The organism is Cnuibacter physcomitrellae (genome assembly GCF_014640535.1).
GTDB lineage: Bacteria > Actinomycetota > Actinomycetes > Actinomycetales > Microbacteriaceae > Cnuibacter > Cnuibacter physcomitrellae.
The window spans coordinates 1-24,010 of record NZ_BMHD01000001.1; the positions used below are offsets into that span (position 1 = coordinate 1).

Consider the following 24,010-nt stretch of genomic DNA (forward strand, 5'->3'; position numbering starts at 1 on the left):
GGGAAACGCCCGGCAACATTCCGAACCCGGAAGCTAAGCCTCTCAGCGCCGATGGTACTGCAGGGGCGACCCTGTGGGAGAGTAGGACACCGCCGGACTTACTTCGTTGAATGGCCACCCAGAGCTGGGTGGCCATTCACGTTTAAGGGCCCGTTCGAGGGCAACAGGAGGACATGCGCATGGCCGAGGACACCACCGAGCCCGCCGAGGGCGACGGCTCGAAGCGCAGGCACTCCGTCCCTCCGGAGCGGGCCCGTCAGGCGCGCGACGACAAGCGTCCGGCGTCAGGGCGGCAGGGCCGTTCGGACTCCGCAGGCGATGACTCGCGTCCCTCGAGAGGGCGCCCCGCCACAGGACGACCGTCGGCGGCGTCGAAGCCGCGCTTCGGCGCAGGCTCCGCTCAGCGTCGTTCGCGCGACGGGGAGGGCCGGCCGGGTGACTCGGATCGGCGTCCCCGCGACGGCGAGGGCCGTCCGAGCTACGGCGACCGCGACCGCGGGTCGCGTGACGGCCAGGGTCGGGGCGGCTATGGCGATCGGCGACCGCGCGACGGCGACCGACGTCCGAGCTACGGCGACCGCGACCGCGGGCCGCGTGACGGCCAGGGACGGGGCGGCTACGGCGACCGGCGACCGCGTGACGGCGAGGGCCGTCCCAGCTACGGCGACCGTGGCCCTCGTGAGCGGCAGGGGCGTCCGAGCTATGGTGACCGCGACCGCGGGTCGCGTGAGGGTCAGGGCCGTCCGAGCTATGGTGACCGCGACCGCGGGTCGCGTGAGGGTCAGGGTCGCTCGAGCTACGGCGATCGCGACCGCGGGTCGCGTGAGGGGCAGGGCCGCGGGTCGCGTGAGGGTCAGGGCCGTCCGAGCTATGGCGATCGGGACCGCGGATCGCGCGATGGCCAGGGGCGTGGGGGATACGGTGACCGGCGTCCCCGCGACGGTGAGCGCCGCCCGAGCTACGGCGATCGTGACCGCGCACCGCGCGAGGGACAGGGGCGTCCCGGCGGTGACCGCGGTCGTGGCGGACGCGACGAGCAGCGGCTGTGGACTCGAGGCGGCAACCCCGCCCGCGGTGACCGCAGCGCCTCGCGCTTCGAACCCCGTGAGCTGACCGAGGCCGAGCTCGAGGCGCGGGCGCTCCGTTCCGTGCGTACCCGTCACGACGATCCCGAGATCCCGGACGACGTCACGCCCCGCGACCTCGACAACGTCGCTCGCAACGAGCTGAAGACGCTGAACAAGGAGAACGCCGAGGCTGTGGCGCGCCACCTGGTCATGACGGGCCGCCTCATCGAGGAGGATCCGCAGCTGGCGCACCGGCACGCGATCTCCGCCTCGCGCCGGGCCGGCCGCATCGCGGTCGTCCGTGAGACCGTGGCGATCACCGCCTACAGCATCGGGGAGTACGCCATGGCGCTGCGCGAGCTGCGCACGTACCGTCGGCTGTCCGGCTCGAACGAGCAGCTCGCCTTGATGATCGACAGCGAACGCGGGCTGGGCAGGCCCGACAAGGCGCTCGAGGAGGGCCGGTCGGTCGATCGGTCGACGCTCAGCACGACGGCGCAGGTCGCCGTCGCGATCGCGATGTCCGGAGCCCGGCTCGACCTGGGCGACGCCGAGGGAGCGCTCCACGAGCTGGAGATCCCGCAGCTGGATCCGAACATGGCGTACAGCTGGAGCCCCGACCTCTTCCACGCCTACGCGGAGGTGCTCGAGGAGCTCGGCCGCGAGGGCGAGGCAGACCAGTGGCGCGAGCGGGCCGAGACGGCCGAGCGCGCCCTCACCGGCGAAGACGATACGGTCGATGTGTTCGAAGAGGAGATCGAAGCGGAGTTCGCAGACGAGCTCGACGCGGAGACCGAAGAGGAGACCGATGGGACTGTTCAGCCGGAGCTCGACGACTGAGGCGACGCCGCTCGACGGCGTCGACGTCGTCCTGGCCGACCTCGACGGGGTCGTCTACCAGGGGCCGGATGCGATCCCGTTCGCGGCCGAGTCTCTGTCGCGGGCGCAGGCCTCGGGTGTCACCGTGGGCTACATCACGAACAACGCGTCCCGGACCGACGCGCAGGTCGCGGAGCAGCTCTCGGGCTTCGGCCTCACCGTCGCCCCGCACGACGTCGTGACGTCTCCGCAGGCCGCGATGGGCATCCTGACCGGTCTCGTGGAACCGGGGTCGCGCATCCTGGTCGTCGGCGGGGTGGGGCTCACCAGCGAGGTCGAGAAGGCCGGCTTCTCCGTCGTGAGCGAGGCGGCCGACGAGCCCTCCGCCGTCGTGCAGGGCTTCGCGCCGGAGGTGGGCTGGAAGCAGCTCGCCCAGGCGAGCTTCGCGGTGAGCACGGGGATCCCCTGGGTCGCCACGAACACCGACTGGACCATCCCGGTGAAGGGCGGCATCGCGCCGGGCAATGGCACGCTCGTGTCGGCGGTGCACACCGCCACGGGTCGGATGCCCGTCGTCGCGGGCAAGCCCGAGACGCCCATCTTCGAGGCCGCGGTGGCCCGGTTCGGCGCGACGACGCCGATGTTCATCGGCGACCGGCTCGACACCGACATCCTGGGTGCGAAGCGGGCCGGGATCCGGGCGGTCCACGTGATGACGGGGATCGATCGCGCGAAGCAGCTGCTCGCCGCCCCCGCCGACTCGCGTCCCGACTACATCCTCGGCGACCTGCGCGAGCTCTTCGCGCCGTACCCGGCGGTGCAGCTGTCGAAGGACGGCCTGAGGGCCACGGTGGGCGGCTCCGTCGTGCAGCGTGACGGCCAGCGCATCGCCGTGGTCAAGGAGGGTGCCTCTCCTCTCGACCTCGTGCGCGCGGGGTGCGCGGTCATCTGGGGCTCGGGCATCAGCATCCACGTGCTCGACGTCGACTCGCGCCTCTACAGCTGAGCGGATCCGGGGCCACGTCGGCGGGCCGGGGTAGCCTGGACGGGTGACGATGGACGACCCCGACGAGAGCCGCTCGCTTCTGTCGCGCCTCAAGGTGATCGAGGAGCAGCCGCTCGACCAGCGTGCCGCCGCCTACGGTCAGCTCCACGACCAGCTCTCGGCCCGCCTCGAGGGCGGCGACGCGCGCGCAGACGGCTGATCACGGTGTCGATGCGTCTCGATGCCGCACTGGCGTCCCGCGGGCTCGCGCGCTCCCGCACGCAGGCCGCGCGGCTCATCGCCGACGGATACGTCCGGGTGGGAGGCACTCCGGTGCTGAAGGCCTCGCATCCGGTGGACGACGACGACCTGGTCACGGTCGACGGCGTCGACCACTACGTCAGCCGGGGCGCGCACAAGCTCATCGCCGCGCTCGACGCGTTCGGGGTCGACCCGGCCGGACGGGTGGTGCTCGACGCCGGCGCGTCGACGGGCGGGTTCACCCAGGTGCTCCTCGAGCGCGGCGCCCGTCACGTCCTCGCGGTCGACGTGGGCACCGGCCAGCTCGACCCGATCCTGCGTCGCGACGAGCGGGTGAGCGACCTCCCCGGAGTCAACCTGCGCTACGCCACCGCCGAGCAGCTCGCCGCATCCTCCCGGGTGCAGGAGCGGCCCTCGCTCGTCGTGGGCGACCTGTCGTTCATCTCCCTGACCCAGCTGCTCGAGCCGTTGCTCGCGCTCGCCACACCCGACGCCGATCTCGTGCTGCTGGTGAAGCCCCAGTTCGAGGTGGGGCGCACCGGGGTGCGCGAGGGCATCGTGCGCGACGCCGCGCTGCGTGCCGACGCCGTCGCCGGGGTCCTCTGGGCGGCGCACGACCTCGGCCTGCGCACCGCGGGGCTGATCGAGTCGCCCATCGCCGGCGGCGCGGGGAACCGTGAGTACCTCGTGAGGTTCAGCCGCGGGGCGGGGACGCATCCGACAGAATGGATGGACACCGTGAACGAGTTGACAGGAGCAGCCCGTGGCTGACGCACGCTACTTCCTCGTGGTGCTCCACACCGGCCGCGAGGAGTCGATCGAGGCGGCCGAGCAGGTCGTCGGCCTCCTCCGCGACGCGGGTGTGGTCCCCGTCATCTCGCCGTTCGGAGACGATGCCCACAGCGATGCCCTCGAGCGACTCGGGCCGTGCGTGGTGATCGGTCACGGCGTGGCCGTGGAGGACATCGAGCTCGTCATCGTGCTGGGCGGTGACGGCACCATCCTGCGGGCCGCCGAGCTCGTGCGCGGCACGCCCGTGCCGATCCTGGGCGTCAACCTCGGACACGTGGGCTTCCTCGCGGAGGCCGAGCGCGAGGACCTCGTCGACACCGTGGAGACCGCGCTCCGCCGCGACTACCAGGTCGAGGAGCGCGCGACGCTGTCGGTCCGGGTGAAGGTCGACTCCGAGGTCGTCTACGAGTCGTGGGCGCTCAACGAGGTGACGGTCGAGAAGGCCAGTCGCGAGCGGATGCTCGAGGTCGTCGTCGAGGTCGACGGGCGTCCGCTGTCGAGCTTCGGCTGCGACGGCATCGTGATGTCGACCCCCACCGGCTCGACCGCGTACTCGTTCTCCGCGGGTGGCCCGATCGTGTGGCCGAGCGTGGACGCGCTCCTCCTGGTGCCGCTGTCGGCGCACGCGCTCTTCGCCCGCCCGCTCGTGGTGGGGCCCGACTCGGCTCTCGCCGTCGAGGTGCTCGACCGCACCCAGGGCGGCGCCGTGCTGTGGAGCGACGGACGCCGCATGGAGGAGCTGCCGCGGCGCGCGCGCGTCGTCGTCCGCCGCTCGGCGATCCCCGTGCGGCTCGCGCGCCTGCACGAGGCGCCCTTCACCGACCGGCTCGTGCGCAAGTTCGATCTGCCGGTGAACGGCTGGAGGGGTCCGGTCGACCGTGATTGAGGAGATCGCGATCCGCGACCTCGGCGTGATCGACGAGGCCGTGCTCCCGCTCGGCCCCGGCTTCACCGCCGTGACGGGTGAGACCGGAGCGGGCAAGACCATGGTGGTGACCGCCCTCGGGCTGCTGTTCGGCGCGCGCGCCGACAGCGGCACCGTCCGCTCGGGTGCGGCGCAGGCGTGGGTCGAAGGACGGCTCCTCGTCCCGGAGGAGGGTCCCGTCGCCGAGCGCGTGCGCGAGGCCGGCGGCGACGTCGAGTCCGCGGGCGGGGGAGTCGGCGAGCTGCTGATGTCACGCTCGGTCGCCGCCGAGGGACGCAGCCGTGCCGTCGTCGGCGGGCGGTCCGCGCCCGTCGGGGTGCTCGGCGACCTCGCGGAGCGTCTCATCGTGGTGCACGGGCAGTCCGATCAGCTGCGCCTGCGCGGTCAGAGCGCCCAGCGTGAGGCGCTCGACGCGTTCGGTGGCGCCTCGCTCGCCACGGCGCTCGCCTCCTACCGTGAGGTGTGGGGCAGCTGGCAGGCCCACAGCGCCGAGCTGGAGACGCTGGTCGCCGAACGCGCCGCGCGCCTCCGCGAGGCGGAGCAGCTGCGCGAGGCGCTCGACGAGATCGAGGCCGTCGCCCCGGAACCGGGCGAGGACGTCCGGCTCGCCGACGTCGCGGGCCGCCTCACGAACGTCGAGGACCTGCGCGTGGCGGCTACGTCGGCGCGGGACGCCCTGTCGAGCGACGCCTTCGACGAGCGACCCGATGTGGTCTCGCTCATCGACTCGGCGCGCCGCAGCCTCTCTCACGTGGTCGAGCACGACTCCGCCCTGGCCCCGATCGTCGAGGGCCTCGACTCGGCGAGCTACCTGCTCTCCGACCTGTCGACCCAGCTCGCCAGCTACGCCACCGCGCTCGAGACCGACGATCCGGGAGAGCTCGACCGCATCCAGGAGCGCCGCGCGCAGCTGACGGCGCTGCAGCGCAAGTACGGGCCGGAGCTCGACGATGTCCTCCGCTTCGCCGAGGAGGGGCAGCCGCGGCTGCTCGAGCTCGACGGCGACAGCGACCGCATCGAGCAGCTGTCGTCGCTCGTGGACGACGAGGTCGCCGAGCTCGATCGCCGTGCCGCCGTGCTGTCGGAGGAGCGCCGCCGCGCCGCCGCGCTCCTCGGCGAGCGCGTGTCGGAGGAGCTCGGCGCGCTCGCGATGGGCGCCTCCCGTCTCGTGGTCGAGGTGACCGAGCGCGAGGAGCCGGGGTCGAGCGGGAAGGACGTCATCTCGTTCCTCCTCCAGTCCCACCAGGGCACCGAGCCGCGGGCTCTCGGCAAGGGCGCGTCGGGCGGAGAGCTGTCGCGGGTGATGCTGGCGATCGAGGTCGTGCTCGCCGAGGCCGATCCGGTGCCCACCTTCGTCTTCGACGAGGTCGACGCCGGCGTCGGAGGAGCGGCGGCGATCGAGATCGGCCGCCGGCTCGCCGAGCTGGCCCGGACCTCGCAGGTCATCGTCGTCACCCACCTGGCTCAGGTGGCGGCGTTCGCGACCAACCACCTCCGGGTCGAGAAGGACTCCGACGGGCCGATCACCGCCAGCAACGTCCGCCGCCTCGAGGGCGACGAGCGCCTCGCAGAGATGGCACGGCTGCTCTCGGGCCTGCCCGACTCCGAATCCGGGCTCGCGCACGCCTCCGAGCTCATCGACACGGCACGCTCCCTCGCCGGGTGAGACACGGACCTGCGGACGCCCTGACCCCCTCGACCGACTGTTAGGATGGAACCCCGTGGAAGACGATCTCGACACGGGCAGCTCGAAGAACCGACCGACGCTGACGAAGCACATCTTCGTCACGGGGGGTGTCGTCTCCAGCCTCGGCAAGGGGCTCACCGCCGCGAGCCTCGGCAACCTCCTCACCGCGCGGGGTCTGCGCGTCGTGATGCAGAAGCTCGACCCGTATCTCAACGTCGATCCGGGCACCATGAACCCGTTCCAGCACGGCGAGGTGTTCGTCACCGACGACGGCGCCGAGACCGACCTCGACATCGGCCACTACGAGCGCTTCCTCGACATCGACCTCAGCCAGGCGGCGAACGTCACGACGGGTCAGATCTACTCCAGCGTGATCGCGAAGGAGCGCCGCGGCGAGTACCTCGGTGACACCGTTCAGGTCATCCCGCACATCACCGACGAGATCAAGCGGCGGATGCGCCTGCAGGCCGTCACCGACGACGCGCCCGACGTGATCATCACCGAGATCGGCGGCACCGTCGGCGACATCGAGAGCCAGCCGTTCATCGAGTCGGCCCGCCAGGTGCGCCACGAGCTCGGCCGCAAGAACGTGTTCTTCGTGCACGTCTCGCTGGTGCCCTACATGAACGCCTCGGGCGAGCAGAAGACCAAGCCCACGCAGCACTCCGTCGCCGCGCTCCGCTCCATCGGCATCCAGCCGGATGCGCTCGTGCTGCGCAGCGACCGGCCGGTGTCCGAGGGCAACAAGCGGAAGATCGCCCTCATGTGCGACGTCGACGTCGAGGGCGTCGTCAACGCGGTCGACGTGCCGAGCATCTACGACATCCCGCGCATGCTGCACGACCAGGGCCTGGACGCGTACATCATCGATCACCTCGACCTCGAGGCCGGCGACGTCGACTGGAGCCGCTGGGAGCCGGTCCTCACCGCGGTCCACGAGCCCAAGCACGAGGTCACGATCGGCCTGGTCGGCAAGTACATCGACCTGCCCGACGCCTACCTCTCGGTGACCGAGGCGCTGCGCGCCGGCGGCTTCGCGCAGAGCACCAAGGTGAAGATCAAGTGGATCCCCTCCGACGAGTGCCAGACGCCCGAGGGCGCCGCGCGGGAGCTCGGTGACGTCGACGGGATCTGCGTCCCCGGCGGCTTCGGCGTCCGTGGCATCGAGGGCAAGCTCGGAGCGCTGCGATTCGCGCGGGAGAACGGCATCCCCGCGCTCGGCCTGTGCCTCGGCCTCCAGTGCATGGTCATCGAGTACGCCCGGAACGTCGCGGGCCTCGAGGGGGCGTCGTCGAGCGAGTTCGACCCCGACACCGAGTTCCCGGTGATCGCCACCATGGCCGAGCAGGTCGACATCATCGCCGGCGGAGACCTCGGGGGCACCATGCGCCTCGGTCTCTACGAGGCGAAGCTCGCCGAGGGCTCCATCGTCGAGGAGGTCTACGGAGCGCCCGCCGCGTCGGAGCGCCACCGTCACCGCTACGAGGTGAACAACGCCTACCGCGAGCAGATCGCCGAGGCCGGCCTGTGGTTCTCCGGCACCTCGCCCGACGGGCATCTGGTGGAGTACGTCGAGCTGCCGCGCGACGTGCACCCCTACTACGTCGCCACCCAGGCGCACCCCGAGCTCCGCTCACGGCCGAGCCGCCCGCATCCGCTGTTCCGCGGCCTCGTCGGCGCCGCGCTCGACCGCCAGGAGTCGACCCGCCTGTTCCCGGTCCAGGACGCCTGATCGTGGACGAGCTGACCGACACCCCCGACCCGGCTCGCGTCACGTCGAGTGAGCTCGTCTTCCACGGCCATGTCTGGGATGTGCGCAGCGATGAGTTCGAGTACGGCGGGTCGACGCTCCGCCGCGACTACGTCGACCACACCGGTGCGGTGGCGATCATCGCCCTCGACGAGCGCGACCGGGTGCTCCTGATCAAGCAGTACCGCCATCCCATCCGCACGCGCGAGTGGGAGCCGCCGGCGGGCCTGCTCGACGAGCCCGGGGAGTCGCCGCTTCACGCCGCCCAGCGCGAGCTGAGCGAGGAGGCCGACCTCAAGGCCGACGAGTGGCACGTGCTGTCCGACTACGTCACGAGCCCCGGCGGGAACAACGAGGTCATCCGCGTCTTCCTCGCCCGATCGCTCTCGCCGACTGGTGAGGCGTTCGCCAGGGAGGGCGAGGAGGCCGACATGGAGCTCGCCTGGCACCCGCTGGAGGACGTCCTCGACGCCGTGCTCGCGAGCCGGGTCCAGAACCCGTCGCTGGTCGTCGGCGTGCTCGCGCTCGACGCCGCGCGTCGCCGTGACTGGTCCACGCTGCGTCCCGCGGATGCTCCGTGGCCGGCGTTCGAGGACAGGCGCGGCTGACGTGTCCGGCGCCGTGCCGGCCGCGAGCCCGGCGCTCGGGTTCGACCGGGCGGTCGACGGCTTCCTGCGGCACATCACCGTGGAGCGGGGCCTCGCGGCGAACACGGTCACGGCGTACCGGCGCGACCTCCTCCGCTATCGCGAGTGGCTCGCCGGAGCGGGCATCGCCGCGCCCGGAGACGTCTCCGAGAGCGACGTGGGGCTCTTCGCCCAGTGGCTCCGTACGCCCGAGGGCGGCACGCTCAGCGCCGCGTCCGTGGCGCGCATCCTGTCGTCGGTGCGAGCCCTGCACCGGTACCTCGCCGAGGAGGGCGCCGTCGAGGCCGACGTGACGCGTGAGGTGCGGCCGCCCAAGCTCGGGATGCGCCTGCCGAAGGCGATCTCGATCGAGCAGATGGAGCGGCTGCTGCAGGCGCCGTCGTCCGACGAGCCGGTGGGCATCCGCGACCGCGCGCTGCTCGAGATGCTCTACGCCACCGGCGCCCGGGTGTCGGAGCTCGTGGGGCTCGACGTCGACGACGTGGACGGCGGCGACATCATCCGCGTCACGGGCAAGGGGAGCAAGCAGCGGCTGGTGCCGGTCGGACGGTACGCCCGCGAGGCCCTCGACACGTACCTCGTGCGTGTGCGGCCCGAGTTCTCGACCCGCGGGCGGGCGACGCCGGCGCTCTTCCTCGGCATCCGGGGCCAGCGGCTCACCCGCCAGGGCGCGTGGCTGGTGATCCAGGCCGCAGCCCGCAAGGCGGACCTCGAGGCGCACGTGTCGCCGCACACGTTCCGGCACTCGTTCGCGACGCATCTCCTGCAGGGCGGAGCCGACGTCCGGGTGGTGCAGGACCTCCTCGGGCACTCCTCGGTCGCGACCACGCAGATCTACACGCACGTCAGCGCCGACTCGCTGATCGACATGTACCAGACCGCGCATCCGCGGGCCCGGTGACGCCCGCTGCGCCGAGGCAGCCCGGGACGATCCTCTCCGAGGTCGGCCACGGGGAGATCTGGGAGAATGGACGGATGACCGAGATCGCCCGCCTCATCGACCACACGCTGCTGAAGCCCGAGGCCACCCGCGAGGACGTGGCCGCCCTCATCCGCGAGGCGGATGAGCTGGGCGTCTACTCCGTGTGCGTCTCGCCGTCGATGCTCCCGCTGACGTTCCCGGAGGGGTCGCAGCTCAAGCTCGCGGTGGTCTGCGGGTTCCCGAGCGGCAAGCACCACTCGTCGGTGAAGGCCGCCGAGGCCGCGCTCGCGGTGGCGCAGGGGGCCGACGAGGTCGACATGGTCATCGACGTGGGCGCCGCTCGCGAGGGTCGGTTCGACGCGGTCGAGGCCGACATCCGCGCCGTGCGCGAGGCCATCCCCGGCGCGGTGCTCAAGGTCATCATCGAGTCCGCCGCCCTCACCGACGAGCAGATCGTCGGCGCCAGCCGTGCGGCGGTGGCGGCGCAGGCCGACTTCGTGAAGACCTCGACGGGCTTCCACCCGGCCGGCGGGGCCTCCGTCGAGGCCGTCGCCCTCATGGCGAAGACCGTGGAGGGGAAGCTCGGCGTGAAGGCGTCGGGCGGCATCCGCTCGGCCGAGGACGCCGAGCGCATGATCGCCGCGGGCGCCACCCGGCTCGGCGTCTCGTCGTCGCGCCAGGTGCTGAGCGGTGCCGCACCGGCGGCGTCCGGCTCCGGGTACTGAGCCCGAGACACCCAGCCGGCGAAGCGCCGACGGGCTCGCGCCCGAAACAGCACCCCCTCGATACAATCGTTCCAGCCCGGCCGAGCACGGCGGGGCGGATGAGGAGCATCGCCCGTGGCGGCACAGAACGCGACTGCGAAGGGCTCACGGCCCGACGCGCTCCCCGGCACCGACGTGCCCAGGATGGGCCCGACCGGTCGTCCCCTCCGTGAGTTCCCCGTGCCGGCGCCTCTGTCGTCGCACGGACCGGCCCGCATCATCGCCCTCTGCAACCAGAAGGGCGGCGTGGGCAAGACCACGACGAGCGTGAACGTGGGTGCCGCGCTCGCGGAGTACGGCCGCCGCGTGCTGGCCGTCGACTTCGACCCGCAGGGTGCGCTGTCGGCGGGGCTCGGCGTCGTCCCCCACGACACGCCCACCATCTACGACCTGCTCCTCGGCACCGTGAAGGACCCGGCGGAGGCGATCGTCCCGACGAGCGTGCCCGGGCTCGACATCATCCCGGCGAACATCGACCTCTCGGCGGCCGAGGTGCACCTCATCAACGAGGTGGCGCGCGAGTCGATCCTGGCACGCGTGCTCCGCAAGGTCAGCGACCGCTACGACGTGATCCTGATCGACTGCCAGCCCTCGCTCGGCCTGCTCACGGTCAACGCCCTCACGGCCAGCCACGGCGTGCTGATCCCGTTGGAGTGCGAGTACTTCGCGCTCCGCGGTGTGGCGCTCCTGGTCGAGACCATCGAGAAGGTCACCGACCGGCTGAACCCGGCGCTGACGCTCGACGGCATCCTCGCCACGATGTACGACCCGCGGACGCTGCACTCTCGCGAGGTGCTCGAGCGCGTCGTCGAGACGTTCGGCGACAAGGTGTTCGAGACCGTCATCGGCCGCACGGTGAAGTTCCCGGATGCGACGGTCGCCGCGCGCCCGATCACGCAGTTCGCGCCGGAGCACCAGGCGGCGAAGTCCTACCAGCAGCTCGCCCGCGAGCTGGTCTTCCGTGGCGCGGTCGCCTAGCCCCTCGCGGCCGATCCCGCTCGACGAACCGGCCGCGCCCGGGTTCTCCCTGACCCTCGACAACTTCGAGGGCCCGTTCGACCTCCTGCTCTCGCTCATCTCCAAGCACGAGCTCGACATCACCGAGGTGTCGCTGTCGAAGGTGACCGACGAGTTCATCTCCTACCTCAAGGGCCTCGACTCGGCTGAGGAGCTCGACCGTGCGTCCGAGTTCCTCGTGGTGGCGGCGACGCTGCTCGACCTGAAGATCGTGGGCCTCCTGCCCCAGGGGGAGCTCGTCGACGCGGAGGACGTCGCCCTCCTCGAGGCCCGCGACCTGCTGTTCGCCCGACTGCTGCAGTACCGCGCGTTCAAGGAGGTGTCGCAGTGGTTCGCCGCGGGGTTCGAGGCCGAGGCGACCAGGCGTCCTCGGTCGGTGCGCCTCGACGAGCGCTACCGCGCGCGGACCCCGGAGCTGGTGTGGACTCTCACGCCCGACGACTTCGCGGCGCTGGCCGTGCTGGCGCTCACGCCGAAGGAGCCGCCCGTCGTGGGGCTGGCGCACCTGCACGCGCCGCTGGTGAGCATCCGCGAGCAGGCGGCGCACATCGTGGCGGTGCTGCGGTCGGGCGAGCAGACGAGCTTCCGCGAGCTGATCGCCGGTGTGGTGGAGAAGGGCGTGGTCGTGGCGCGGTTCCTCGCCGTCCTGGAGCTGTACCGGCATGCGGCGATCACGTTCGAGCAGCTGGAGCCGCTCGGCGAGCTCACCCTGCGGTGGAGCGCGCCGCACTGGAAGGACGAGAACCTGGCCAACCTGGGAGCCGACTATGACAAGTGATGACCTCGACGCGTCCGAGCCCGGAGCGGGCGCCGCGGCGCCGGCCGTGCTCGACGTCGACCGCGCGATCGAGGCGATCCTCATGATCGCCGACGAGCCGCAGAGCCTCGTCGCGCTCGCGACCGCGATCTCGCGGCCCGTGCCCGTCGTGCGGCAGGCCATCGAGCGCCTGGTCGACGACTACGACGGCACGGCGCCCGGCACGGTGCGTCGTGGCTTCGAGCTCCGCGAGGTGGGCGGTGGCTGGCGCCTGTACGTCCGCAGCGAGTGGGACGACCTCGTCAGCGACTTCGTGCTGACGCAGAACCCCTCCAAGCTGTCGCAGGCGGCGCTCGAGACGCTCGCCGTGATCGCCTACAAGCAGCCAATCAGCAGGGGAGCGGTGGCCTCCATCCGCGCCGTGAACGTCGACTCGGTGGTCCGGACCCTGTTGAGCCGCGGGCTCATCACCGAGGTCTCGACGCAGGCCGAGACGGGGGCGATCCTCTACGGCACGACTGATCTGCTGCTGACCCAGCTCGGCGTGAACTCGCTCGAGGACCTGCCGCAGATCGCACCCCTGCTCGACGACGGCAGTGCGGGCTTCGACGAGGTGGTGGCGCGATGAGCCCGTCGTCCGGTTCCGCTACCGGCTCCTCGTCCGGCTCCTCGCCGTCGGAGGAGGGCGTGCGCCTGCAGAAGGCGATGGCCGCGGCCGGCGTCGCATCGCGGCGCGTATCGGAGCAGATGATCCAGGACGGGCGGGTCGAGGTCAACGGCACGGTCGTCACCGAGCTCGGCACCCGCATCGACCCGCTCACCGACCAGGTGGCGGTCGACGGCGTCGCCGTGCAGCTCGATCCCGGCAAGCGCTATGTGATGCTCAACAAGCCCGTCGGCGTCGTGAGCTCGCTGGCCGACGAGCGCGGTCGTCCCGACCTCACCCGGTTCACCTCGCAGTTCGAGGAGCGGCTCTTCAACGTCGGCCGGCTCGACGCCGAGACCAGCGGACTCCTCATCCTCACCAACGACGGAGAGCTCGCCCACGTGCTCGCGCATCCGTCGTTCGGGGTCGCGAAGACCTACATCGCCAAGGTGGAGGGGCGCGTGACGCCGCAGACGCTGGCGCAGCTCACCAAGGGGATCGAGCTCGAGGACGGGCCCATCGCGGCCGACCGCGCCCGACTCCTCGACCAGGATGCACGGGGGCGCTCGATCGTCGAGGTGACCCTGCACTCCGGGCGCAACCGCATCGTGCGCCGGATGCTCGACGCGGTCGGGCACCCGGTCGTCGAGCTGGTGAGGCGCTCGTTCGGGCCGCTGCACCTCGGCACCCTCAAGGCGGGTGGGATGCGCGAGTTGACTAAGGTGGAGGTCGGCGAGCTGCTCAGTCTCTCGCGAGCCGGGACGAACGAGGAGTAGGTGTGGTCGACAGCCGCCTGACGGGTCCGGTACGAGTCGTCGGAGTCGGGCTCCTCGGCACGAGCATCGCCCTCGGGCTCCGCGCTCGCGGGGTCGACGTCATCCTGTCGGATGCGTCGCCCACGAACGTGCGCATCGCCATCGACTACGGCGCCGGACGCGCGGCGGGAGAGCTCGACGAGCCGCAGCTGATCGTCGTGTGCGTGCCGCCCGACGTGACCGCCGACGTGATCGTCCGCGAGCTGTCGGCGTACCCGGGCGCGATCGTCACCGACGTGGCCAGCGTGAAGAAGCCCATCCTCGACGCCGTCGCGGCCGCCGGCGGCGACCTGACGCGGTACGTCGGCTCCCACCCGATGGCCGGCCGCGAACGGGGCGGGCCGACGGCGGGGCGCGCCGACCTCTTCCTCAACCGGCCGTGGGTGGTCGCCGGTCACCCGGCCATCTCGTATCAGACCGCCGCGGCGGTCGACGACCTGATCCTCGACCTCGGGGCGACGCTGATCGAGCTCGACGCCGAGACGCACGACGCCGCCGTCGCGCTCGTCTCGCACGCGCCGCAGGTGGTGTCGAGCCTGATGGCCCGCCGTCTCGCCGGGGCTCCCGACGAGGCGGTCGACCTCGCGGGCGGGGGCATCCGCGACCTCACCCGCATCGCGGCGTCCGATCCGACGCTGTGGGTGCAGATCCTGGGCGCCAACGGCCGCCAGGTCGCGTCGGTGCTGCGGGAGCTGCGCGACGACCTCGACCAGATGATCGAGGCGCTCGACGAGCCCGACGCCCCGGGATCGCGCCGCGTGGTCGCCGAGCAACTGGCGGGCGGCAACGCCGGCGTCGCGCGGCTGCCCGGCAAGCACGGACAGAACCGGCGGTACACGTCGATGATCGTGATGGTGGACGACAAGCCGGGAGAGCTCGGCAGGCTGTTCGGCGAGCTGGGCGAGATCGGGGTCAACATCGAGGACCTCCGGCTCGAGCACTCGCCGGAGGCGCAGGTGGGTCTGGCGGAGGTGTTCGTCGTGCCCGAGGCGTTCGACCCCGTGGTCGAGGAGCTTCAACGACGCGGATGGAGGATCGCGGGATGACGGACGGATCGAGAGAGGTCTCGGCCTCTGCTTCGGCTTCTGGCTCGGTGCCGGCTTCGTACTCGGTGCCGGCTTCGGCTTCTGTGCCGGCTTCGGACGGCGCCGCGGCGGTGCCCGGTGGACCGACGCCGGTCGTGGTGGCGGTGGACGGGCCCGCGGGCAGCGGGAAGTCGAGCGTGAGCCGGGCCGCCGCCGAGGCCCTCGGCTACGGCTACCTCGACACCGGAGCCTGCTACCGCGCGCTGTCGTGGGCGGTGCTCGACTCCGGGATCGACGCGGCGGTCGCCGCCGACGTCGTCGCCGGACTCGACTCCTTCGACTTCTCCATCGGGACCGACCCCGGCAACTACTTCGTCCTCGTGCGCGACGTCGACGTGACGCAGGCGATCCGCGAGCCTCGGGTGACCGGGGTGGTGAGCCTCATCGCCCGCGTGCCCGAGGTGCGCGACTGGCTCACGCGGAGGTTCCGGGGCATCATCCGCTCCACGCCCTTCGACGGGATCGTGGTGGAGGGACGCGACATCACCACCGTCGTCGCGCCGGATGCGCCGGTGCGGATCCTGCTCACCGCATCCGAAGAGGCTAGAATGGGTCGTCGCTCGAAGGAGCTGACCTCCGAATCGCCCGAGGCGGTGGGCGAGGCGCTCCGATCCCGCGATCGAGCGGACTCCCGCGTCGTCGACTTCATGACCGCGGCCGACGGGGTCACGACGCTCGACTCGACCGACCTCGACTTCGACCAGACCGTGGCTGCGGTGGTCGAGCTCGTGACGACCACGACCTCAAGGACAACCGATGGCTGACGACACCACCCCGGCCGGCTCTGACCCGGACCTCGGCGACGGACCGGACTTCGACGACGGAGTCGACGACGACCTGGTCGGCGCTCTCGCCGACGTCGACGACGAGCTCGCCGAGGCGCGCGCCTCCACCCTGCGCGCCTCGCTCGAAGAGTACGAACTCGACGAGGGCGACTACGACCTCCTCGAGCTCACCGAGGACTTCCCGGACGGGCAGTTCTTCCTGCCCGCGCTCCCGGTGCTCGCGATCGTCGGGCGGCCGAACGTCGGCAAGTCGGCGCTCGTGAACCGCATCCTCGGCCGCCGCGAGGCCGTCGTCGAGGACGTGCCCGGTGTGACGCGAGACCGCGTCTCGTACAAGGCCGAGTGGGCGGGCCGCCGCTTCACGCTGGTCGACACCGGCGGCTGGGAGCCCGACGCCCGCGGCATCGACGCGGCCGTCGCGGCGCAGGCCGAGGTCGCGATCGACCTCGCCGACGTCGTCCTCTTCGTGGTCGACGCCAACGTGGGCGCCACCGCGACCGACGAGCACGTCGTGCGCCTGCTGCGCCGCGCCAAGAAGCCCGTCTTCCTCGCGGCGAACAAGGTCGACGACACCCGTCAGGAGCCCAACGCGGCAGCGCTGTGGTCGCTCGGCCTCGGCGAGCCCTACCCGGTGTCGGCCCTGCACGGCCGCGGCGTCGCCGACCTGCTCGACGTCATCATGGCGAAGATGCCCGAGGTGTCCGCCGTGGCGAAGCAGGAGGTGGGCGGGCCCCGGCGCGTCGCCATCCTGGGTCGGCCGAACGTCGGCAAGTCGTCGCTGCTCAACAAGGCGGCGGGCGAGGAGCGCGTCGTCGTCAACGAGCTCGCGGGCACCACGCGCGACCCGGTCGACGAGCAGATCGAGCTCGCCGGCAAGGTGTGGACGTTCGTCGACACGGCCGGCATCCGGAAGCGCGTGCACCTGCAGCAGGGCGCCGACTTCTACGCGTCGCTCCGCACGGCCGCCGCGCTCGAGAAGGCGGAGGTCGCGGTCGTCGTCCTCGACGTGACCGAGCCGATCAGCACGCAGGACCTCCGCATCATCGACCTGGTCCTCGAGTCGGGCCGCGCTCTCGTGCTGGCCTTCAACAAGTGGGACCTGCTCGACGACGAGCGTCGCCGGTACCTCGAGCGCGAGATCGAGCAGGACCTCCACCACGTCACGTGGGCTCCGCGCGTCAACATCTCGGCGCGCACCGGGCGGCACCTCGAGAAGCTCGTGCCGGCCCTCGAGACCGCGCTCGACTCGTGGGACACCCGGATCCCCACGGGCAAGTTCAACGCGTTCCTCACCGAGCTGGTGGCGGCGCATCCGCACCCGGTCCGCGGGGGCAAGCAGCCCCGCATCCTGTTCGGCACCCAGGCCGCGACGCGGCCGCCGACCTTCGTGCTGTTCACCACCGGGTTCCTCGACCCGGGGTATCGCCGCTTCATCCAGCGGCGCCTGCGCGAGGTGTACGGCTTCCAGGGGACGCCGATCATCACGAACATGCGCGTCCGCGAGAAGCGCCCGCGCCGCTGACGTCTCTCGTCCTGCCCCCTTGGTGGGCTTTGTCCAGGTTTCCGTCGCGAAACGCGAAGATCGCGACGGAAACGTGGACAAGGCCGGGGGAGTTCGGGACGGCGCAGGGCCGCGGACGCGCGGGTAAACGCAGAAAGGTCGCCTGAGAGCTGACACGCGCCGTATATGGCGGCGTGCTCGCTCTCAGGCGACCTTTCTGCGGTGACCGGGCGTCGGCGGCCGTCCTCGGGCCGCCGACGGGCGGGGTCAGAGGCCGAACGCGGCGCCCTGGCGGGCGGGAGTGCCGGCGCCGGCGGGAGTCGCGGCGGCGGCCGCCTCCGCGTCGTCCTCGGCGGTCTTGCCGGTCCAGCGGTCCTCGGCCACGACGTGCTCGTGCTGCTCGCCCTTCGCGCGAGCGGCGGCGACCATCTCGGCGTGGGTGGGCGGGTTCGAGGGCACGTGCGCGGGGCGCTTCGACTCGTTCTCCTTGCGGAGGGCGGGCACGATCTCCTCGGCGAGGATGTCGATCTGCTCGAGCACCGTCTTGAGAGGCAGGCCGGCGTGGTCGATGAGGAACAGCTGGCGCTGGTAGTCGCCGACCTGCTCGCGCATCGACGCGTAGCGGTCGATGACCTGCTGCGGGCTGCCCACCGTGAGCGGGGTCTCGGTGCTGAAGTCCTCGAGGGTCGGGCCGTGACCATACACCGGCGCGTTGTCGAAGTACGGACGGAACTCGTCGACCGCGGCCTGCGAGTTCTTGCGGGCGAAGAACTGCCCGCCGAGTCCGACGATCGCCTGGTCGGCGGCGCCATGACCGTAGTGCTCGAAGCGCTGACGGTAGAAGTTCACCATCTGCTTCGTGTGCCGGATGGGCCAGAAGATGTTGTTGTGGAAGAAGCCGTCGCCGTAGTACGCCGCCTGCTCCGCGATCTGCGGGCTGCGGATGCTGCCGTGCCAGACGAACGGCGCGACTCCGTCGAGCGGACGCGGGGTCGCCGTGAAGCCCTGCAGGGGCGTGCGGAACTTGCCCGACCAGTCCACGACCTCCTCGTCCCAGAGGCGACGGAGGAGCGCGTAGTTCTCGACGGCGAGCTCGAGGCCGTTGCGGATGTCCTGTCCGAACCACGGGTAGACGGGGCCGGTGTTGCCGCGGCCCATCATGAGGTCCATGCGGCCGTCGGAGATGACCTGCAGCATGGCGTAGTCCTCGGCGATCTTCACCGGGTCGTTGGTCGTGATGAGCGTGGTGCTCGTCGAGAGGATGATGTTCTCAGTCGTGCCCGCGAGGTAGCCGAGGATGGTCGTGGGGGAGGACGCGACGAACGGCGGGTTGTGGTGCTCTCCGGTCGCGAAGACGTCGAGGCCCGCCTGGTCTGCGTGCTGCGCGATGGTCAGCAGAGACTTCACTCGCTCGGTGTCGTCGGGCGTGCGTCCGGTGGTGGGGTCGGTGGTCACATCGCTGACGGTGAAGATCCCGAACTGCATGGTCTAGCCTTTCGCTCCAGATTCATGCATTTGCATGTACTCGTTGCAACCAGGGTAGCAGGCTAGGTATTCCCACGGGATCTCGGTGTCTTCTCGGCGGCTCGCAGCGCCCTCATCGGCTGACCCGGGGCCACCAGGGCGGCATCGTGTCGACCACTGCGGCCGCGAACACCTCGACGTCCGTCCGGTCGGAGGTGGCCCACAACTCGAGGGCGCCCACCAGGCCGCCGGCGATGTGGGCGGCCAGCACGGCGGGGTCGCTGGCCAGTGCCAGATCGTGGCGCCGCCAGACCTCGACGGCGAGGTCGGCCCTGGCGCGCATCCGCTTGCTCAACGTCCGGCGGAAGCCGGCGTCGTTGGTGAGGGCGAAGAGGCGGCGGTAGACGGCGCGGTTCTCGAGGATGTGCTGGAGCTCGTCGATGAGGGCGACGTCGTACGCGCTCGAGACCGCATCCGCGTCGACGTCGTCGAAGGCCTCGGGCGAGCCGCCGACGTCGGCGAGCGAGTCGAGCATGTCGGCGAACACGTCGGACGCGAACGCTTCGATGGTGGGGTAGTGCCCGTAGAAGGTCGTGCGGTGGACGTCGGCCTCGCGGCAGAGCTGCGAGACCGTGATGTCGGCGAGGTCGTGCTCGGCCAGGAGGGTGAAGAGGGCCTCCTGCAACGCCCGCGAGGTGCGGGCCGCCCGGGGCTCCTGGGGGTTCCGTTGTCGAGCGCTGCTCACTGCTCGATTATGCCGTGCGCCGAGGTGCGGGGCGAGCACCTCGTTCGTGGGTCACGCCGGCTCCAGGGGTTTCGCAGCGAGCGCGCGTGGCTTCCGCCATCCCTCTGGAGTTCCGCCATCCTGGTGGCCTTTCGCCACATGCATGCGGATGGCGAAAGGCCAAGGGTGTGGCGAAACGAGGGAAGGACGGGTCAGGGGAGGAGGTCGGCGCGGTGGACGAGGCCGGCGGCGCCGATGAGGGGGCCCTCGTCGGAGAGGGCGGAGGGGACGACCTCGACGCCGCAGATCGTCGGGAAGGGGGCGACCTCGTCGATCCGCGAGCGGATGAGCTCGAACAGGTCGGGCGTGACGCGCGAGAAGCCGCCGCCGATCGCGACCGCCTCGAGGTCGACGAGGGCGCAGACGGACGCGATCGCCTCGCCGATCGCGTCGGCGCAGCGCTCGACCGCGGCGACGGCGCGGGCGTCGCCCTCGGCGTAATCGCGGGCGAGGTCCTCGCCGCGGTCGCCCGTCCAGCCGAGGCTCCGCGCGAACGCGACGGTGGCCGTGCCGGAGGCGACGCCCTCGAGCGTGACGCTGAGGTCGCGGCCCGCCTGCTCGTGGGTGCGGATCTGCACCTGTCCGATGTGACCGGCGTTGCCGGTGCGTCCGGCGATGAGCTTGCCCTCGAGGATGAGGCCCCCGCCGATCCCGGTCGACACGATCATGCCCATGGCGTTGCGGCGGCCCTGGAGGGCCCCGGCCCACAGCTCGGCGAGGAGGATGCAGGTGCCGTCAAGGCGGAGGGTGGTCTGCAGCCCGCTGGTCTCGGCGACGAGGTCGGCGAGCGGATACCCGCGCCAGGCGTGGAGGTTGATGGGGGAGACGGCGCCGCGGTCGAGGTCGATCGGGCCGGCGCTGCCGACGCCCGCGCCGACGAGGTCGGTCGCGGTGATGCCGTGCGCGCGCTCCGCCTCGGCGAGCGTCGCCCGGATGGCCTCGGCGACGGATGCGGCGAGCTGGTCGGCGTCGGATCCCGCGCCGGTGGGGCGGCGGTGTCGTGTTCCCTCGACGAGGGTCGCGTCAGCGCGCACGAGGGCCGTCTCGACCTTCGTACCTCCGACATCGACTGCGAGAGCGAGCTGGGGCGTCTTCGTCACTGCGCTATTCCATCACAGATGACATCGATGACATGTGAGGAGAGCGCCGCGGAGGCCGTTCGGGTACATCCCCGCGGCGCATCTCGTGTGGGATTCTATGCAGACTCATGGGTTGAGTTCGAATCGAGGGGGCTCACCCTCGGCGCGTCGTTATCGTGTTGAGACACTCGGTGTCGAATCTCGTCGCTCGGTGGGCGTGCATCCGGCGCGTGTCGATGAGCGGCTCGCGGAGGCGCTATCATGGTCAAGTTGTCCGGCGAGAGTCGGGTGAAAGTCACGGGCTGTGGCGCAGCTTGGTAGCGCACTTGACTGGGGGTCAAGGGGTCGCAGGTTCAAATCCTGTCAGCCCGACAGAACGACGGAAGGGCCGCCCATCAGGGCGGCCCTTCCGTCGTTGTGGCGCGCTGTCTGGAGGCGGGAGTTGCACGTGGGCCTACGCCGCGCGGAGGCCCCGCGGGTCGCGTTCAGCGACATGGAGGGGTCGCCCATGATGGAAGCAGAGCACGGAGCACGAGCGCCGGGACGCTGAGCATCGACGCCGGTCTCCGGCGTATCGAGCACCGAGGAGGACGAGGGATGAGCGGGCGGACGGTGGGGTTCATCGGCCTCGGGATCATGGGGGTGCCCATGGCGACGAACCTCGTGGAGGACGGGTTCGACGTCGTCGTGTGGGCGCGGGCCGCGGCGCCGGTGGCGGAGCTGGTCGCGCTGGGTGCGCGGGCGGCGGACGACGTGCGGGGAGTGTTCGACGCGGCCGAGACCGTCATCCTCATGCTGCGCGACGAGGGCGCCGTCGACGCCGTGCTCGCACGGGGAACGGCCGCGTTCACGACGCTGGTCGAGGATCACACCGTGGTGCAGATGGGGACGTTCACGACCTCGTTCTCGCGGGCGCTCGCCGACGAGGTCGAGGCGGCGGGCGGGCGGTACGTGGAGGCGCCGGTGTCGGGATCGCGGGGGCCGGCCATCGAGCGGAAGCTCGTGGGCATGCTCGCCGGTTCCCCCGAGGCCGTCGCGCACGTCGAGCCCGTCGTCGAGGCGCTGTGCGTGCAGACGTTCCGGTGCGGCGAGATCCCCTCCGCGTTGACGATGAAGCTCGCGGTCAACACGTTCCTCGTCACGATGGTCACCGGGCTCGCCGAGACGTTCCACTTCGCCGCCCAGGCCGGCGCCGACGTGGATGTCCTGCGCGACGTACTGGCCGCCGGGCCCATGGCGTCCGTCGTCTCGCGGGGCAAGGCGCAGAAGCTCACCGACGGCGACCTGTCGGCGCAGGCGGCGGTCGCCGACGTCCTCAAGAACGCCGTCCTCGCCGAGGACGCCGCCCGCGCGGCCGGCTCCGCGCATCCGCTCATCACCGCGAGTCGGGAGCTGTACGAGGAGGCCGCGGCGGCGGGCCTCGGGGCGCTCGACATGATCGGCGTGATCGCTGCACTCGACGAGAGGGCGAGCTCGGCGCGCGGGTCCGGTGAGGGCGTGGAGGAGCCCGGGCTCTGAACGTCGTCGTGCGGCCATCGCGTGAAGATCCGCCGGGCCGCGTCCGCCGCGCCGGGAACGTGTCGGCACCGCCGTCGACGCCGACACGCTCCGCGCTCCACGCGAGGACCTCACTTGCGCGGGGCCCGCGGACCTGCCCCGCGGGGCCCGCAGCGCCTCAGCCCGCGGCGAGCTCCCGCGTGGCCGCCAGCGCCCCCGCAGCGCGCACGACGGCGTCCACCGTCGCGGACAGCGTCGAGCGGTCGCGTCCGGCGACCCACGCCGGGCCGTCGGGGGAGCGGTACTCGAGGACCGTGAGGGCCTCGGCATCCGCCCCGGAGCGCATCGAGGTCTGGTGCAGCGACAGGATCTCGACCTCGATCCCGAGTGAGGCCAGCGCGGCGACGACGGACTCGACCGGGCCGGTCCCCTCGAAGGCGGCCCGGTGCTCGACGCCGTCCAGGGCCACCACGACCTCGGTCCGCCCCTCGGCCTCGTCGATCCTCAGCGCGGTGACCCGCACGGCCGGGTCGCCATCGTCGGCCAGGTAGGCCGCGGAGAAGATCCCCCAGATCTGCTGGGCGGTGACCTCGTCGCCGGTCGCGTCCGTGTGGCGCTGCACGTGGCGGGAGAGGTCGATCTGCAGCCGTCGGGGCAGTTCCAGCCCGTACTCGCTCTCGAGCAGGTACGCGATCCCGCCCTTGCCCGACTGCGAGTTGACGCGGATGACGGCGTCGTAGCTGCGGCCGAGGTCGGTGGGGTCGATCGGCAGGTACGGCACCCGCCAGGCCGCCTCTCGCTCGGCGAGGCCCTCCGCGGCGGCCCGTGCCCGATGCTCGGCGAAGCCCTTCTTGATCGCGTCCTGATGCGTGCCGCTGAAGGCGGTGTGCACGAGGTCGCCGACGTAGGGATGCCGCGGGTGGATCTCGATGCGGTTGCAGTCCTCGACGACGCGGCGCACTCCGTCGATGTCGGAGAAGTCGATCATGGGATCGACACCCTGGGCGTGCAGGTTGAGCGCGAGCGTCGCGAGGTCGACGTTGCCGGTGCGCTCGCCGTTGCCGAAGAGGCAGCCCTCGATGCGCTGCGCCCCCGCCAGGACGGCCAGCTCGGCGCAGGCGACGCCGGTGCCGCGATCGTTGTGCGGATGCACGGAGAGGATGACGGAGTCGCGTCGCGCGAGGTTCCGGTGCATGTACTCGATCTGGTCCGCGTACACGTTCGGCGTGGCGACCTCCACGGTCGCGGGCAGGTTGAGGATCACCGGGCGCTCCGGACTCGCATCCCACAGCTCGGTGATGGCGTCGCAGATCTCGAGGACGTAGGCGGGCTCGGTGAGGTTGAACACCTCGGGGGAGAACTCGAACCGCACGTTCGGCAGATCGCCGGCGAGCTCCAGCACGTCTCGCCCGGCCGACAGGATCAGCTCGCGGAGGTCGTCGCGGCCGCGACCGAGCACCACGTCCCGCCATGTCGGCGCCGTCGCCGTGTACATGTGGATCACGACCTCGTTGCGGATCCCACGGATCGACTCGACCGTGCGCTCGATCAGGTCCCGTCGGGCCGGGGTGAAGACGACGATCGTGACGTCGTCGGGGGCGAGGTCGGTCTCGGCGATCAGGCGGACGAAGTCGTAGTCGGTCTGCGAGGCCGACGGGTAGCCGACCTCGATCTCCGTGTACCCCATCCGCACCATCAGCTCGAAGAAGCGCCGCTTCCGGAGCGGATCCATCGGCTCGGCGAGGGCCTGGTTGCCGTCGCGCAGGTCGACCGGGACCCAGAGAGGAGCTCGGGTGATCCGTCGAGTCGGCCACTGCCGCTCGGAGTCGAGGAGGGGGACGTCGACGCGCGAGTAGACGTCGGTGTAGCGATGAGAGGGCATGCCGGAGGGGCGCTGCCGATTCCAGGCGGGGGTGGTCATGTCGGTTCCTTCTGGGTCCGTGGAGGAGGACCGGCGCGTC

General features: G+C 71.5%; 22 protein-coding genes, 1 tRNA gene and 1 rRNA gene. 20 read left to right on the forward strand and 4 right to left on the reverse strand.

Going from position 1 to position 24,010, the window contains the following annotated elements:
* The 18 genes from rrf to der form a co-directional block, all read left to right on the forward strand.
* A 5S ribosomal RNA gene (gene rrf / locus IEX69_RS00005) occupies positions 1-98 on the forward strand; the annotation flags it as partial.
* Positions 99-179: 81 nt separating this feature from the next.
* Complete coding sequence (locus IEX69_RS20735; protein WP_174604417.1) at positions 180-1,907, forward strand: hypothetical protein; 1,728 nt, start codon at positions 180-182, stop codon at positions 1,905-1,907.
* Positions 1,876-2,892 (forward strand): HAD-IIA family hydrolase, encoded by a 1,017-nt coding sequence (locus tag IEX69_RS00015; protein WP_085019119.1) that lies wholly within the window; start codon positions 1,876-1,878, stop codon positions 2,890-2,892. Before IEX69_RS20735 ends, IEX69_RS00015 begins: the two co-directional genes overlap by 32 nt.
* Positions 2,893-2,935: 43 nt before the next feature.
* Positions 2,936-3,091, forward strand: coding sequence for a hypothetical protein (locus IEX69_RS00020; RefSeq protein ID WP_157127130.1), 156 nt, complete (start codon positions 2,936-2,938; stop codon positions 3,089-3,091).
* 11 nt (positions 3,092-3,102) lie between these two features.
* The gene (locus IEX69_RS00025) at positions 3,103-3,903 is read left to right on the forward strand and encodes a TlyA family RNA methyltransferase (protein ID WP_085021398.1); all 801 of its coding nucleotides are present in this window, start codon (positions 3,103-3,105) and stop codon (positions 3,901-3,903) included.
* Positions 3,896-4,810 carry an NAD kinase gene (locus tag IEX69_RS00030; RefSeq protein ID WP_085019120.1) on the forward strand — a complete coding sequence of 305 codons (915 nt, stop codon included), beginning with the start codon at positions 3,896-3,898 and terminating at the stop codon, positions 4,808-4,810. The genes IEX69_RS00025 and IEX69_RS00030 overlap by 8 nt, the downstream gene beginning before the upstream one ends.
* A complete protein-coding gene (gene recN / locus IEX69_RS00035) occupies positions 4,803-6,515 on the forward strand; it encodes a DNA repair protein RecN (protein ID WP_085019121.1) in 1,713 nt (570 codons plus the stop codon). The genes IEX69_RS00030 and recN overlap by 8 nt, the downstream gene beginning before the upstream one ends.
* A 55-nt stretch (positions 6,516-6,570) precedes the next feature.
* Positions 6,571-8,268 (forward strand): CTP synthase, encoded by a 1,698-nt coding sequence (gene pyrG / locus IEX69_RS00040; RefSeq protein WP_085019122.1) that lies wholly within the window; start codon positions 6,571-6,573, stop codon positions 8,266-8,268.
* Positions 8,265-8,894, forward strand: coding sequence for an NUDIX domain-containing protein (locus IEX69_RS00045; protein ID WP_085021399.1), 630 nt, complete (start codon positions 8,265-8,267; stop codon positions 8,892-8,894). The genes pyrG and IEX69_RS00045 overlap by 4 nt, the downstream gene beginning before the upstream one ends.
* Before the next feature lies 1 nt (position 8,895).
* The gene (gene xerD, locus IEX69_RS00050) at positions 8,896-9,834 is read left to right on the forward strand and encodes a site-specific tyrosine recombinase XerD (protein WP_229756178.1); all 939 of its coding nucleotides are present in this window, start codon (positions 8,896-8,898) and stop codon (positions 9,832-9,834) included.
* Positions 9,835-9,908: 74 nt separating this feature from the next.
* Positions 9,909-10,580, forward strand: a complete 672-nt coding sequence (gene deoC, locus IEX69_RS00055) for a deoxyribose-phosphate aldolase (RefSeq protein WP_085021400.1) — start codon at positions 9,909-9,911, stop codon at positions 10,578-10,580.
* A gap of 183 nt (positions 10,581-10,763) precedes the next feature.
* The gene (locus IEX69_RS00060) at positions 10,764-11,597 is read left to right on the forward strand and encodes a ParA family protein (RefSeq protein WP_085021401.1); all 834 of its coding nucleotides are present in this window, start codon (positions 10,764-10,766) and stop codon (positions 11,595-11,597) included.
* The gene (locus tag IEX69_RS00065; protein WP_373284391.1) at positions 11,581-12,414 is read left to right on the forward strand and encodes a segregation and condensation protein A; all 834 of its coding nucleotides are present in this window, start codon (positions 11,581-11,583) and stop codon (positions 12,412-12,414) included. Before IEX69_RS00060 ends, IEX69_RS00065 begins: the two co-directional genes overlap by 17 nt.
* Positions 12,404-13,021, forward strand: coding sequence for an SMC-Scp complex subunit ScpB (scpB, locus tag IEX69_RS00070; protein ID WP_085019125.1), 618 nt, complete (start codon positions 12,404-12,406; stop codon positions 13,019-13,021). Before IEX69_RS00065 ends, scpB begins: the two co-directional genes overlap by 11 nt.
* Complete coding sequence (locus IEX69_RS00075) at positions 13,018-13,815, forward strand: pseudouridine synthase (RefSeq protein ID WP_085019126.1); 798 nt, start codon at positions 13,018-13,020, stop codon at positions 13,813-13,815. Before scpB ends, IEX69_RS00075 begins: the two co-directional genes overlap by 4 nt.
* Before the next feature lie 2 nt (positions 13,816-13,817).
* Positions 13,818-14,900 (forward strand): prephenate dehydrogenase, encoded by a 1,083-nt coding sequence (locus IEX69_RS00080; RefSeq protein ID WP_188760923.1) that lies wholly within the window; start codon positions 13,818-13,820, stop codon positions 14,898-14,900.
* Complete coding sequence (gene cmk / locus IEX69_RS00085) at positions 14,897-15,703, forward strand: (d)CMP kinase (protein WP_085019127.1); 807 nt, start codon at positions 14,897-14,899, stop codon at positions 15,701-15,703. Before IEX69_RS00080 ends, cmk begins: the two co-directional genes overlap by 4 nt.
* Positions 15,696-17,246, forward strand: a complete 1,551-nt coding sequence (der, locus tag IEX69_RS00090) for a ribosome biogenesis GTPase Der (protein ID WP_085019128.1) — start codon at positions 15,696-15,698, stop codon at positions 17,244-17,246. The genes cmk and der overlap by 8 nt, the downstream gene beginning before the upstream one ends.
* Positions 17,247-17,492: 246 nt before the next feature.
* Here the strand turns inward: der and IEX69_RS00095 are convergent, their stop codons facing one another.
* The 3 genes from IEX69_RS00095 to IEX69_RS00105 all read right to left on the reverse strand — a co-directional run bounded on the left by IEX69_RS00095 (position 17,493) and on the right by IEX69_RS00105 (position 20,573).
* Positions 17,493-18,710, reverse strand: a complete 1,218-nt coding sequence (locus tag IEX69_RS00095; protein WP_085019129.1) for an LLM class flavin-dependent oxidoreductase — start codon at positions 18,708-18,710, stop codon at positions 17,493-17,495.
* Between the two features lie 112 nt (positions 18,711-18,822).
* Positions 18,823-19,434 (reverse strand): TetR/AcrR family transcriptional regulator, encoded by a 612-nt coding sequence (locus tag IEX69_RS00100; protein WP_174604418.1) that lies wholly within the window; start codon positions 19,432-19,434, stop codon positions 18,823-18,825.
* A 191-nt stretch (positions 19,435-19,625) separates the two neighbouring features.
* Complete coding sequence (locus IEX69_RS00105) at positions 19,626-20,573, reverse strand: ROK family protein (RefSeq protein ID WP_085019131.1); 948 nt, start codon at positions 20,571-20,573, stop codon at positions 19,626-19,628.
* 277 nt (positions 20,574-20,850) lie between these two features.
* Here IEX69_RS00105 and IEX69_RS00110 point away from each other — a divergent pair.
* Positions 20,851-20,924: transfer RNA gene (locus tag IEX69_RS00110), tRNA-Pro, on the forward strand.
* Between the two features lie 225 nt (positions 20,925-21,149).
* Positions 21,150-22,070 carry an NAD(P)-dependent oxidoreductase gene (locus IEX69_RS00115; RefSeq protein ID WP_085019132.1) on the forward strand — a complete coding sequence of 307 codons (921 nt, stop codon included), beginning with the start codon at positions 21,150-21,152 and terminating at the stop codon, positions 22,068-22,070.
* Between the two features lie 157 nt (positions 22,071-22,227).
* Here the strand turns inward: IEX69_RS00115 and IEX69_RS00120 are convergent, their stop codons facing one another.
* Entirely contained in the window at positions 22,228-23,970 is a 1,743-nt protein-coding gene (locus IEX69_RS00120) for a 2-isopropylmalate synthase (protein WP_085019133.1), read from the reverse strand.
* Positions 23,971-24,010: the final 40 nt, after the last annotated feature.

Bases quoted from the DNA above. Each gene is read 5' to 3' on its own strand.
- IEX69_RS00115 (WP_085019132.1), top strand. From the start codon at position 21,150: ATGAGCGGGCGGACGGTGGGGTTCATCGGCCTCGGGATCATGGGGGTG.
- der (WP_085019128.1), top strand. From the start codon at position 15,696: ATGGCTGACGACACCACCCCGGCCGGCTCTGACCCGGACCTCGGCGAC.
- IEX69_RS00060 (WP_085021401.1), top strand. From the start codon at position 10,764: ATGGGCCCGACCGGTCGTCCCCTCCGTGAGTTCCCCGTGCCGGCGCCT.
- IEX69_RS00075 (WP_085019126.1), top strand. From the start codon at position 13,018: ATGAGCCCGTCGTCCGGTTCCGCTACCGGCTCCTCGTCCGGCTCCTCG.
- scpB (WP_085019125.1), top strand. From the start codon at position 12,404: ATGACAAGTGATGACCTCGACGCGTCCGAGCCCGGAGCGGGCGCCGCG.
- IEX69_RS20735 (WP_174604417.1), top strand. From the start codon at position 180: ATGGCCGAGGACACCACCGAGCCCGCCGAGGGCGACGGCTCGAAGCGC.
- IEX69_RS00120 (WP_085019133.1), bottom strand. From the start codon at position 23,970: ATGACCACCCCCGCCTGGAATCGGCAGCGCCCCTCCGGCATGCCCTCT.
- IEX69_RS00095 (WP_085019129.1), bottom strand. From the start codon at position 18,710: ATGCAGTTCGGGATCTTCACCGTCAGCGATGTGACCACCGACCCCACC.
- cmk (WP_085019127.1), top strand. From the start codon at position 14,897: ATGACGGACGGATCGAGAGAGGTCTCGGCCTCTGCTTCGGCTTCTGGC.
- IEX69_RS00025 (WP_085021398.1), top strand. From the start codon at position 3,103: ATGCGTCTCGATGCCGCACTGGCGTCCCGCGGGCTCGCGCGCTCCCGC.
- IEX69_RS00015 (WP_085019119.1), top strand. From the start codon at position 1,876: ATGGGACTGTTCAGCCGGAGCTCGACGACTGAGGCGACGCCGCTCGAC.
- deoC (WP_085021400.1), top strand. From the start codon at position 9,909: ATGACCGAGATCGCCCGCCTCATCGACCACACGCTGCTGAAGCCCGAG.